Here is an 11,848-nt window from a genome sequence, read left to right on the forward strand (position 1 = left end):
TATCCGACAATGACTACTTTTGACACGTGCTCACCTATTGCTGCGCAGTCGCCGCGAATTATCGCTTCCCGCCAAATGCGTTGTTTCCTCTCCATCTCCAGGGCCTCCCGAGCGTGTTCCCCAGAGATCTGCCCGGGAGGGTCTGTCTCTCTTTCGGCCGATTAGCGCGCGCAGGGGCGTGCACTAATCGGCCGGCCCGCCCGCCAGGCGAGCTGGTGGGGGTCTTGGGGGAGGCGTGCGGAACGGCCTCCCCCGAGCGGGTCCAGGGCGGCGTCCTGGCGAACGACAGCCTGCGCACAAAGGCGCGCGGAGCGCGCCGACTGCGCAGGCTGATTAGTGAGTAGAGGACACTGCGCAGCGCCTCCGCACGCCTCATCGGAAGATTTCTCCACCCTTGAAGCCTGGGCACCCAAAATACGCCAGATTTTCACATAGTTTCGCCGGGGATAAAAGCGGGACTGAATTCAACCTGAGAGTCGGTGGCGCGCAAAGATTTATACTCGCTTGCGAGAAGGAGCAGTCGTTCGCGACACTGACTGATCCGGCCCAAAGCCGGTCTCGGAGTCGGTTGCGGTCAAGGTCCAAATCGAACCTTCTTCTACCAAAGCTGTAGCTTGGTTGAACACCGGCCTTGGAGAGCATTCGTATAAACTGACTATATTCCCAATGCTTCTGGAAGCCCACCCAGAAGCTGTCTCAGCTTGTTTTGCAGGCCCTGGTTCTTCCGAACATTCCGTCTGACGGCACTCTCATAATCCTTGAAGCACTGAAACCTAAGGATCCTAGAAATTTGGTTCCTGGCACCGCATTCGCGCAACTTATATCTTCGAAGTAGCGTTACGAGATCGCTGCTTTCGACTGCCTCATCGAAGCGCTTTTGTTCGGTCGTGAGCGCGGAGCCAAGATCGAGAGAGATCGTGCGTTCTCCGCCGACCAGAACCTCCTTCCAAGTAGGGAGCTGCCGCCGCGCCTGCTCTTGGATATCCATTTCAGCCGCCCTCGCGCAGAGGCGATCGCGCTCTTTGGTAAGCTCTTCGACAGCAGCGTCGATAGCCTGTTTTTTGCTAGCAGCGGCATCAAATCCATCGAGGTTGTCGGCCTGCCCCACTGCGACGCTTTCGATCACGTCGGGGTGGTAATACATTGCCTCGACCGCATTGAGTCCGAGAACGTAGACCCGATCGTGTACATATTCGCTGCCGGCAGGGTCATCACGTCCGTCGTGGTCAACCAGACCAAATACCTCGACGTGGTGAAGTCCGGATGCGCCCTGCACGCCTTTAGTGGCGGCGATCACGTTGCGCGCCGTCCCCTTGGGAATGACCGAGATGCCTGGCAAGAGGATCGAGTAGAGGCCTCCGTCAAGGCTCGCATCGCTGCCCTCAACGAAAAGGACGCGGCGGCGGGCACCGAGGATGTCGCGCCGGGTATCTTCGGGAATGGCGGAACCGGCTTCAAGAAAATCAAAATCCCAAGAGATCTCGTGAATTGAATCGGAACGGCGGACGTCACGCATAAGTAGCATTCGCGCTTGAGGATGCTCGACGGCGAGGTCGATCGCATGGGTTGAAACAACCATCGCGCAGTCAGGCCGCTCAGCGAAGAGATCACGCAGGAGAGGCGCGATGATTGCATGGTTCAGGTGCCGCTCCGGCTCATCCAGGAGAAGAACGGAGTCGCGCGGCGCTATCAGCACTGTCGCGGCGAGAAAGATCGCAGCCCGTTCGCCATCTGAGACTTCTGCAAAATCGAACGGAGTGCTACCTTGCCGTTCCGCCTGCACCGCGCGAACGCCATCCACCTTGACGGAAATTTTGATTTGAGCTGAGGCGAGAAGACGGTTGAGTTTATCGACAGGTGTCTCCTTGGCACGTGCGAGCCTGAATTCCTCACCGCCCGGATCTGTCCGTCCAAGCTTCGCGATCTCCTGATCCAAGCAAACTTGTTCATTCACGAGGTCGAAAATGAGAGCTTGGACGCGCGCCTCGCCTTGTTGCTCGGAGTATCGCGCTTTCTCGTTTTGATCCCAGTGAAAGACATTCTGTGCGTGCTGCTCGCGCCGAATAGCGGTCATTCCGATCGCGCCGCTTTCAGTCCACATCTGCCGGTGGGCTGCAACACGGATCACCTTGGTCTTGCCGCCTGGAGATTGCATAAATGACTGGAGGAGAGATGACTTTCCGGTACCGTTGGCACCCAACAAGAATACTCGATCGCCGGCACAAAGGGGTAGCGGCATCGGCCGCACTTCGCTGTCAGGGCCAAACCGTTGGATCATCGGCGCGAGAAGCTGATTGCGGCTGACGCTGCCGATGCTCTCCTGATTCATTCGTGCCTCTCGTTCAGTCGGGACAACTTGGTACCGGAGCGTAAGCGGGTCGTCGAGGCCGCCGTGGCTAGTCGCCATCACGTAACCACTTGAGCGGCGAAAAGCCGACCGATGATATTCCCAAATCAACGACCTGCCCGCTGCTTAGTCTGCGTGTGCGCGAGGAGAAATCAAGTGGGGCAACAATCTCGAGCGTCAAATCGCCCGGGCTTCTGGCGTCCGTAGCAATACATCTTGCGCACAAAGGCGCGCGGTGCGCGCCGGCTGATGAGTGATTGAAGGGCCCCGCAAGGCGCATCACTCGCCCTCTCGCACCTTTTTCCACCGTTGATTTCCGAGCCCACCGAATGGGCTCCATCTCCCGCGCAGCTTCATCAGGGAGATGCGCATGGCCGAGCAGAGTCCACCCGAACACCCCGTCGTTCTTCGTTTCGCGGGCATGTTTCCCGCGGATCTCGGCGGCTATGAGACGCACCGGACCCGCAAGGGCGGCGATCTCGGCCATGTGAACCCGAACCCTCCTCGCCCGAACCGGGTGCTGATCGGGCCCAGGGACTGGGCGGCGCGGGCCCGGGCGATGATCGACAAGATGAAGACGGAGAACTACGCCGACGAGCTCGAACCCCTCACCCGACAGCGGCGAACCTCTCAGATCAAGAAGCGGATGGTCGAAGGGCCGCGCGATCCCTGGCGGGCGACCCGGCATGGGCCGCTCCGCGAAGTGATCCTCACCGCCAACCGCAAATGGTTCGAGAAAATGGATCCCAATCCTGTTGGGACCACCCGCGAGCGCGCCTTCGAAGACCTCGCCGTCGCCTGGCTGAAGGACAGTTTCGGCGACGATGTCGTCCACGCCCGCGCCGATCTCGACGAGACGACGTATCACATCCACGCCGTCATCGTCCCGGCGGTCGAGATCAATCTGAACGGCGCCACGCGGCGGATGCTGCAACCCTCCAAGCATGCGCTGATCAAGGATTACGAGGCGGCGCAGGACAGCGTCGGCGCATGGTTCGCGCCGATCGGCCTCGTCCGAGGCGAGCGGCGCGCCGCCGCCGTCAAGGCGGCGCGGCAGGTCGACGAGGAGCCGCCGGAATACCGCCAGTATGCGAGGACCGCCGAATGGCGCGCGGATCAGGAGCTGATGATCGAGCGCGCCACCGGCAAAATAGAGAAGCGGGAGGCGGACTGCGCGACGGCGGAAGCCGCCATCGCGGCGCGGCGGGCCGATATCGCCGCACGCGAAGACGCGGCGCGGGGTGAAGACCAGCGCCTCGCGGCTGAACGCAAGAAACTTCGCGAAGAGCGGCGGGCGGCGAAGGACAAGGCCGAAGCCGCCGATGCGGTGCTCGCGGTCGCCGATGGGCTCGCCAGCGGCGCACTCGAAGTGAGCGATGACGGCGGCGCGCCGAGGCTTGGGTTCGCCCCGGACGCCGCGCCCGCCGTCAGGCAAGGTCTCCGCGAGCGCATCAGGCGCTCGCCGCTCGGGGCCTCCCGCGCCGGCCGCGCCTTCTCCGCCGCCTTCCACAGGTTCCGCGCCAGGGCGTTGGCGGAGGCCGAGGCGGCGGTCAGCCGCGACGCCGCGGAGATCAAGCGCGCCGATGACGTGATCTTCGAGATCGCCTCGCACCTGCCGATGGCGGAACGAAAACGGATCGCCGACATCCGGAAGCGCCTCACCGCCGCGATCATGGCGCTCGACCCGCGCCGCAGGGAGGCGCGCAGAGCGCGCGGATCCGATCAAAAGCCGGATCGCGGGGCGGAAAGATGAGGAAGGAATCGAGGCGCGACAGGAGCTTGTCGATAGTTCGAAAACTTTACGGAAGAAAATTCAGGAAATCATGGAGTCGTCCAAAATATCGGACCGACCTCCCTTTAGACGCCGATGTTCGGCGTCGCGAACGGAAACTCAAGCTCTCCCGAAAGGAGACCCTCGCATGCTCAAACTGTTCAAGACGTCCCCTCTCTTCGCCCCCGCCGATGGCGGCCGCGGCGGCTTCACGCCGAAGCAGGCCGGCACCCAACGCGCGCTCAATTCGCTGGCCAAGGCGATCGAGCGGGAGGCCAAGGCGGACGGCCGCGCCGAAGCCGCCCGCCGCAGGGCGATCGCCGAGACCTTCGGCGCGTGGCTCGAGATGGAGGAAGACCAGGACCTCGTCCGCCGCGTCTTCATCGGCCTCGAGATCGCCGCGAGCAAGGCGAGCCGCAAGCGCATCGCGTCTCACCCTCTGCGGCCCGCCGGCGTCGATGCGCCGGTCGAGGAGCGCCTGGCCGAGATCGCCGCGGCGAAGGCCGAGGCCGAGGCCGAGCGTGAGGCCATGGAGGCGCGTGAAGCCGAGGACGCGCGCGGGCGCGCCCGCAAGGCGCACGCTTCCGCCGACGACAACGGGAGCGCTCCTGACGACAGCGCCGACGCGCCGGCCTGATCCGCCTCTCTTCGCCCCCGCGATCATGCGGGGGCGACAACCTTCGCTGACGCATTCCCCGACCCCGAGACCCGATGATGCCGACGATCACCCCTCTTCACGCCAGGAACGGCGCCGGCCTTGCCGGCGGCGCTCGGCGTGAGGGCGTGGCGCCGGCGACCTCCGCCAACCAGGCCCGGATCGAACGGCTCACCGACGCCCGGGATCGCGTCGCCATGCTCCTCGCCGATGGAGAGGAGTGGGCGCTGCCGCTCTTCACCCGGCTCGAAGCCGAACTCGCCCTCCTCTCCGATCAGCAGGACGCCCTGGCCCGCGCCCGGGCGATCGCCGAAGCGGCGGCCCAGAAGCGGCGCGCCGCCTGGCCAGATCAGCCGGGCGCCGTCAGGCCAGATGCGCCGGCACATCCAGCACGACCTGCTGCGCGAACTCCAGCTTCGTCTTCAATGGCATCTGGTCGCCATAGATCTCCCGGTTCCGCGCCGAGGCGACTGAATGTCCCATCATCTCGCCGCGATCGTCATTGGGGAGAAGCACCGCCTTGAGCCGACTTTCCCAGGCGTGCCGCGTGCCGCCGATCGTGTGCTTCGGCGAGGGCATCAACCCATTGGCGCGCATGTATTTGTTGACCAACCCGGAATAGCCGCGCTTGTCGCGATAGCGCGGGAAGCCCTGCGGATGACGCCGGGCCGCAGCCAGCGCGACCCCGATCAGCGGCACTTCCCGCACCGATGAGGTGTTCTTGATCTCCCGGCGCTCATCGCCGTCCTCGAAGGCGAGCCGCAGATGCGGGATCGGGGCGTCGAGCACGATGCCGTCCGACGGCAGGTCGTGGATCTCCGACTGCCGGCACCCGGTCTCGATCGACATCAGCAGAATATCGCGCGCCTCGGCGTTCAGGCCGTCGAACGCCCCGGGCGCGAACCACTTCTCCACGATCCACTCCACCGGGATCTCCAGCTTGCGCGCCTTGACCGCGTGGCGGTCCCTGATCGTCACGCCGAGATAGGGGCGTGGCGGGTCCGCCTCGTCGAGACTGTCGTAATAGCGCGCCAGCATCGAGGACATGTTGTAGAAATCCTTCTTCGCCGTCTCGACCTTCTGACCTTCCCTCTCGATCCGCGTGCGCCACCATGACCGGTGCCGCAGCGCCTCGGCGTTTCCGATCGACCGGACCGGGCGATCCTCGCCGAGCGCCGCGATCAGGTTGGTCGCCGCCCGGATCCGCGGATTGCGCCAGAGCCGCATCTGCACCGCGCTCTTGTAGCGATTGTCATGCGTGGAGATCTTCTCGACCTCGGCGACCAGCTCCGACAGCATCAGGCTGGGCGCCTCCACGCCGCCGAGAAGCGCCCGGGCCGGCTCGCGCCCGTCTCCGGGCTTGAGAGCGTCGAGCCGGGCCAGGATCTCGTCCAGCGGACCCGACGCCAGGTCCTCCGCCGAGCGATAGGTGAAGCCGCGCGTCGCCGCGAGCGCGACGGCGGCGGAGAACACATCGCCCGACGGCCCGCCCCGCGCCAGCGCCAGCCGCGCGTCCAGCTCGGCCAGCACCGCCGCCTCCGCCGCCGGAAGCCGCGCCAGCGCCTCGCGCTCGCTCTCCGTCCTCAGGCTCCGATGAATCTCGCTCCGAGGGTCGATCTCCCGATACCGCCGCGGCATCCGCATCCGCAGATGCCAGGTCCCCGCCCGCTTCTTCAATCCCGCCATGTCATGGTTCCCGTTCGCGTCGTAAGAAACGACTATCCCGCGCCCGCTATTCCGGGCAAGGCGTTGCTCCACTATTTGCTCCACAATTTCGAGGAGTGTGGATCGTTGCATTTCAGTTAAGCAGTTGGTTATGTTGGATATATTGAAATCTCGGACGGCAGTATGAATCCCTGTCTCTCCGCCATTATCCCCATTGCGAACCAGTGACACCGCCCTGACGGGCACGGATTTTTCCGTTTTATCAAAGGGGTTTGCGGGAATCGACCGAACCTCATAGACGCGCAGCTAGGCCGGAGTTGGGCTCAGAATGGCCCTTAGTCTCAGTTTGGGCGAACCTCGCTCGCTTCGGTTTGGTCCCATTTCTATATTATATCTCAATACTATGCTGCCGAACCCCGCCAAAACCCAAACGCGCGTTCCGAATGATGTCAATGGCAACATAGACGGAACACACGGTGGGCACGTTGCTCGGGATGCCAGCGTAAAGTTGCGGATTGCTTGGGTGGTTTCGCATCCCAATCCCCCGTCGAAACCCGTGATGAAAAACCGTCCGGCACCGCTGGCGCTTCAGGGACCCCGGATCGCCTCAATCTGGTGCAGAGGCCATACGGCGGCCTCGCAAAGGCGCGTCCTTCGAGCAGGATGGACATGTGCCGATGTCATCTTGCGAGCGGAGTGCGAACTACCGTTGCGGGAGACCGAGCAATGATCGGCTGTCCAAAGGTGCAGGTCACACTTGTTCTGTGTGCTTTGTTGGTGATATTGAATACAGGTAAGATAACAGGAGCAGCGCGATGTCCCGAACGACAACGATGACCGTCCGCCTTGGTGGGGCCTTGAGCGACTTCGTATCCGTCAATGTCGGCGATGACGGGTCGTACGAGAGCGTCAGCGAATACATCCGTGACCTGATCCGCCGGGACAAGGAGAGAGCGGAGCAGGAAGCCTTCAGCAGGTTGAAGGCCGAGTTGACGCATGCCTTCTCCGCGCCGGAGGACTCCTATCAGTCGCTGACGGCGGCCGAGGTGATCGCGCGGAACCGGGCCTGACCCGGTGCCCGCAATCCATATCCAGGAAGGGGCGTCCCATCGCCTCGATGACATCTTCCGCTATACCCGGGACAGGTTGAGTGACGATCAGGCCGAGACGTACATCGCCCGTCTGTTTGCCGCATTCGACAAGATCGCAGCCCACGGTGTGGTGTCAAAGCCCATCCCGGCCGAGTTTGGCCTCAACGGGTTCTTCTTTCGCTACGAGCGCCATTTTGTTTACTGGCGTCATCTCTCGAATGGTGACATCGGGATCGTGACAATCCTGCACGAGCGGATGCATCAGATCGACCGCTTCCGGGATGATTCCTATGAGTAGCGTCATTTTCCACCGTACTTTGTATGGTTTACAGACCAACTCTCTGTCGGTCAGGTTTGTGGATTCTTGGGAGTGGAGCCAAAAAAAGCATAACGGGGCTCGCCGATGGATCGCCCAAAATAAAACTGGGGAGAATTGGCTTGGCATATGATGCTGAACGCGCAAGAGAACTACTTAGAATTGGTTCGGGGCATAGATCTGCGGATTTTCGAGAGGGTCAGGAAGATGCCATTCGCCATATTGTTGAGGGAAAGGGGCGGCTACTAGTCGTTCAAAAAACTGGCTGGGGGAAGAGTTTTGTATATTTTATTGCTACAAAACTGCTGCGCGAAAGTGGCGGCGGCCCTTCCGTTCTGATTTCGCCATTGCTTTCTCTGATGCGAAACCAAATCGAGGCGGCTGAGCGCATGGGTTTGCGTGCCGCGTTGATCAGTTCCGAGAACAATCCCGAATGGCAGGAGATTGAAGCCAGATTTGCTCGCGGGGAGGTCGATATTCTTCTTGTAACGCCGGAGCGCTTGAACAATGAGGGATTTCGCGCCCGGGTTCTTGCCAATGTAGCCCAACAAGTCTCGTTGTTAATTGTTGACGAAGCTCATTGTATCTCTGATTGGGGGCACGATTTTCGCCCAAGCTATAGGTTGTTGGAGCGACTTGTGAGATCGCTGCCAGCCAATTTTAGAGTGCTGGCCACAACCGCAACGGCCAACGATCGCGTGATGGAAGATCTTATCACAGTCCTCGGACCCGGGCTCAATGTTTCAAAAGGGGATCTAAACCGAACGTCACTTACTTTGCAGACGATCAAACTGCCTAGCCAGGCGGAACGTCTCGCATGGATCGCGGAGCAATTAGCCTCACTGGACGGACACGGCATAATCTACACACTGACGGTTCGGGATGCTAATCTGGTGGCGGATTGGTTGAAGACCCGAGGCTTCAATGTAGAAGCGTATACCGGTGAAACAGGCGAGCGACGAGAAGAGTTTGAACAGGCTTTGCTCGGCAATGGAGTCAAGGCGCTTGTTGCGACCACCGCCTTGGGCATGGGCTATGACAAACCAGATCTTGCTTTTGTAATTCATTATCAAATGCCTGGATCTGTAGTTGCCTACTATCAACAGGTCGGCCGAGCAGGGCGGGCTCTGAGCGCGGCCTATGGCATTTTGCTAAGCGGCGAAGAAGAGGTAGACATCACGGACTGGTTTATTCATAGTGCTTTCCCAACAAGGCAGGAAGTCGCAGACGTACTTGATGCCTTGGATCAGGCACCTGATGGATTGTCTGTTCCTGAATTGCTGAACATTGTGAATCTTAGTAAAGGCCGCGTCGAAAAGACAATCGCTTTGCTTTCGCTGGAATCACCTGCGCCGATCGCCAAGCAAGGCACAAAATGGCAGCTTACGGCCGCGACATTGGGGGACGGGTTTTGGGAGCGGGCAGAGCGCCTTACGTCTCTTAGACGTGACGAAAACCAGCAGATGCAGAACTATGTCACGTTGCCGTTCGGTGAGCACATGGGCTTCTTGATCGACGCACTCGACGGTGACCCGAGTTTGGTTACTGCGCCGACCTTGCCACCGCTTCCAGTGAGGACTGATTCAGGTTTGGTCCAAGAAGCGGTCAAATTCCTGCGTAGGACTAACCTGCCAATCGAGCCCCGAAAGCAGTGGCCCAGCGGTGGGCTGCCTGAGTACGGCGTTCGGGGAACGATTCCGTTAAATCATCGAACTCATCCTGGAAAGGCTCTCTGTGTTTGGGGTGATGCCGGTTGGGGAGGACTCGTTCGCCAAGGGAAGTATCGCGACGGTCGTTTTGCCGACGACTTAGTTAACGCCTGCGTGAAGATGCTCCAACAATGGACCCCGCAACCGGCTCCAACTTGGGTCACCTGTGTACCTTCGCAACGTCATCGAGAATTGGTCCCGGATTTCTCTCAACGTTTGGCAGACGCACTGGGTTTGCCGTTTCATGCGGTCATAATGAAAACAGACGAACGACCGGAACAGAAAACTATGGCGAACAGCACTCAACAGGCGCGAAACATCGACGGGTCGCTGGCCATTGAGGAGAAATCCATGCCGCATGGCCCAGTATTACTTATCGACGACATGGTGGACTCGCGCTGGACTTTGACGATAGCTGCATGGCTACTTCGCAAGAATGGGGTGAGTGACGTTTGGCCAATGGCGCTTTCTCAGACGGGAAATGACAAATGATGCCGGACCTCTCACCAAATACTCAAGCAATACTCATGCTGACGGCACCACTGATTGCCGGACGTGGCACCCCGAAATCGGACGTGCTTACACCCGGTGAATACAAGCGCCTAGCTCGGCATCTTCGCGACATCAAAAGTCAGCCTGCCGACTTGGTATCTACGAACGCTGTAGAGATCCTGCGCGCCTGTAAGCCAGTGATCGAAGAAGACCGTCTCCAGAGTCTTCTTGGCCGCGGATTTTTGCTAAGCCAAGTCGTAGAGCGGTGGCGGGCTCGTGCGATTTGGGTCGTCAGTCGCGCCGATCCAGAATATCCAAAGCGTCTGATAGATCGTCTTCGAGAAAATGCGCCCGCTGTCTTATATGGTTGCGGCGAAATGGGGCTTCTTGAAACTGGCGGTTTGGCGGTGGTCGGCTCACGCCATGTGGATGATTCACTGATCGAGTACACGCTGCAAATTGGACAACTCGCTGCACGCGCAAAAAGGACGTTGGTATCAGGTGGAGCCAGAGGCATCGATCAGGCCGCAATGCGTGGTGCATTAGAAGCCGGTGGAAAAGTCTGTGGTGTTCTTGCGGACAGTCTCGAGAAGACGGCAATGAATCGCGAAAATAGAAATATGCTGCTCGATGGTCAACTCACACTGATTTCACCGTATGATCCCAGTGCTGGGTTCAACGTAGGAAACGCAATGCAGCGCAACAAGTTGATCTACGCGATGTCGGACGCTGCCCTAGTGGCTAGTTCCGACTTCAATAAGGGCGGGACGTGGGCGGGCGCAGTCGAACAGCTTGATAAACTCCATTTCGTGCCGATCTACGTCCGGTCGACTCATGATGGATCAATTGGCTTGGATGAGCTAAGGAAAAAAGGAGCTCTCTTGTGGCCGAATCCTCAAGATCCAGTGTCATTTGAGTCTGTACTTGATAATCCGGTTTTGACTTCTTCTGCGTCGAGCCAAGAAGCCCTATTGTTTTCAGAGCCAGATAAACTGAACAAAGAAGCGCCAGTCGCAACAGAGCGCGTCGAGCGACTTAATCTTGAGAACGCTGCTTTTGCCGACGAAGGTTTAGATTTGGCTGATCTACCGCGGCAAGGCGCGGAAGAAGAATTAGATATTGAGCAAACAGCCGTAACGCCAGAGCCAGAACTCGAAACTCCGATCGCCCGTGTTAGCAGTCTCGTCATTGAAGAATCGTCCCCGGCTGAATTACTTTTTGGAGCTGTACGCGCTTCTATGCAGCAGCTTCTGAAAGAGCCCATGAAAGAGCCGGATATCGCAGAGGCGCTAGATATTTCCAAAGCGCAAGCAAAGATCTGGTTACAACGTCTTGTCGAAGAAGGTGTAATTCAGAAAAACAAGAAGCCGGTTAGCTACGAAGTTAAACAGCCGAATTTCTTATAGGGTAAGATGGTTTATTCAAATAATTATATGCAACCTTTGATTGAGAAAATGTCGCCTGTTGTTGCATGGGTTATATAAGGCGTGCCCGAAGTCGACGTTCAGTCAAACACGCGCCCGGGCTGCTCGACCCACGGCAGCTCCGCCACGCCGCAGAGGTCGAAGATCGACAGCACCGTGGGTTCGCGCCGCAGCACCAGCCGTTCCAGCACTGATGGCGCCAGCCATGCCAGCCGGATCACGCGGCTGACATAGCGGTCGGAGATGCCTTCCTCTCTGGGTAAGCGGGGTTTTGCTCCCACCTACTTTTCCGCCGTTTGATCGAGGAATCTGCCGACCCTGAGGAGGGCTGGCATGATGGATGATTCTGGCAGAAGTTCTATCAGTAAGTACAGGCGC

The 11,848-nt window shown here is 59.7% G+C and carries 10 protein-coding genes; 6 read left to right on the forward strand and 4 right to left on the reverse strand.

All coding sequences use genetic code 11. From position 1 onward, the window contains the following. Positions 1-655 precede the first annotated feature (655 nt). The gene (locus WG921_RS06845) at positions 656-2,329 is read right to left on the reverse strand and encodes an AAA family ATPase (protein WP_340108454.1); all 1,674 of its coding nucleotides are present in this window, start codon (positions 2,327-2,329) and stop codon (positions 656-658) included. A 388-nt stretch (positions 2,330-2,717) separates the two neighbouring features. Between WG921_RS06845 and WG921_RS06850 the strand changes: the two genes are divergently transcribed. Further along, a complete protein-coding gene (locus WG921_RS06850; protein ID WP_340108455.1) occupies positions 2,718-4,100 on the forward strand; it encodes a plasmid recombination protein in 1,383 nt (460 codons plus the stop codon). 166 nt (positions 4,101-4,266) lie between these two features. After that, a complete protein-coding gene (locus WG921_RS06855; RefSeq protein ID WP_340108456.1) occupies positions 4,267-4,755 on the forward strand; it encodes a hypothetical protein in 489 nt (162 codons plus the stop codon). A gap of 23 nt (positions 4,756-4,778) precedes the next feature. Here WG921_RS06855 and WG921_RS06860 read toward each other — a convergent pair whose 3' ends face one another. Together WG921_RS06860 and WG921_RS06865 are read right to left on the reverse strand one after the other, a co-directional pair. Beyond that, complete coding sequence (locus WG921_RS06860; protein ID WP_340108457.1) at positions 4,779-5,159, reverse strand: hypothetical protein; 381 nt, start codon at positions 5,157-5,159, stop codon at positions 4,779-4,781. After that, positions 5,137-6,459, reverse strand: coding sequence for a DUF6538 domain-containing protein (locus tag WG921_RS06865; RefSeq protein ID WP_340108458.1), 1,323 nt, complete (start codon positions 6,457-6,459; stop codon positions 5,137-5,139). Before WG921_RS06865 ends, WG921_RS06860 begins: the two co-directional genes overlap by 23 nt. Before the next feature lie 794 nt (positions 6,460-7,253). Here WG921_RS06865 and WG921_RS06870 point away from each other — a divergent pair. The 4 genes from WG921_RS06870 (at position 7,254) to WG921_RS06885 (ending at position 11,452) form a co-directional block, all read left to right on the forward strand. Beyond that, positions 7,254-7,508 carry a ribbon-helix-helix domain-containing protein gene (locus tag WG921_RS06870; protein ID WP_340108459.1) on the forward strand — a complete coding sequence of 85 codons (255 nt, stop codon included), beginning with the start codon at positions 7,254-7,256 and terminating at the stop codon, positions 7,506-7,508. Positions 7,509-7,512: 4 nt separating this feature from the next. Continuing rightward, complete coding sequence (locus WG921_RS06875; protein WP_340108460.1) at positions 7,513-7,827, forward strand: type II toxin-antitoxin system RelE/ParE family toxin; 315 nt, start codon at positions 7,513-7,515, stop codon at positions 7,825-7,827. A 140-nt stretch (positions 7,828-7,967) separates the two neighbouring features. Continuing rightward, entirely contained in the window at positions 7,968-10,046 is a 2,079-nt protein-coding gene (locus tag WG921_RS06880; protein ID WP_340108461.1) for a RecQ family ATP-dependent DNA helicase, read from the forward strand. Further along, positions 10,043-11,452, forward strand: a complete 1,410-nt coding sequence (locus tag WG921_RS06885) for a DNA-processing protein DprA (protein ID WP_340108462.1) — start codon at positions 10,043-10,045, stop codon at positions 11,450-11,452. The genes WG921_RS06880 and WG921_RS06885 overlap by 4 nt, the downstream gene beginning before the upstream one ends. A 98-nt stretch (positions 11,453-11,550) precedes the next feature. Here WG921_RS06885 and WG921_RS06890 read toward each other — a convergent pair whose 3' ends face one another. Further along, a complete protein-coding gene (locus tag WG921_RS06890; protein WP_340108463.1) occupies positions 11,551-11,751 on the reverse strand; it encodes a hypothetical protein in 201 nt (66 codons plus the stop codon). Positions 11,752-11,848 lie beyond the last annotated feature (97 nt).

The organism is Paludibacillus litoralis (genome assembly GCF_037646705.1).
Taxonomy (GTDB): Bacteria; Pseudomonadota; Alphaproteobacteria; order Rhodobacterales; family Rhodobacteraceae; genus Pikeienuella; species Pikeienuella litoralis.

Bases quoted from the DNA above. Each gene is read 5' to 3' on its own strand.
- WG921_RS06870 (WP_340108459.1), top strand. From the start codon at position 7,254: ATGTCCCGAACGACAACGATGACCGTCCGCCTTGGTGGGGCCTTGAGC.
- WG921_RS06860 (WP_340108457.1), bottom strand. From the start codon at position 5,159: ATGTGCCGGCGCATCTGGCCTGACGGCGCCCGGCTGATCTGGCCAGGC.
- WG921_RS06855 (WP_340108456.1), top strand. From the start codon at position 4,267: ATGCTCAAACTGTTCAAGACGTCCCCTCTCTTCGCCCCCGCCGATGGC.
- WG921_RS06885 (WP_340108462.1), top strand. From the start codon at position 10,043: ATGATGCCGGACCTCTCACCAAATACTCAAGCAATACTCATGCTGACG.
- WG921_RS06845 (WP_340108454.1), bottom strand. From the start codon at position 2,329: ATGAATCAGGAGAGCATCGGCAGCGTCAGCCGCAATCAGCTTCTCGCG.
- WG921_RS06865 (WP_340108458.1), bottom strand. From the start codon at position 6,459: ATGGCGGGATTGAAGAAGCGGGCGGGGACCTGGCATCTGCGGATGCGG.
- WG921_RS06850 (WP_340108455.1), top strand. From the start codon at position 2,718: ATGGCCGAGCAGAGTCCACCCGAACACCCCGTCGTTCTTCGTTTCGCG.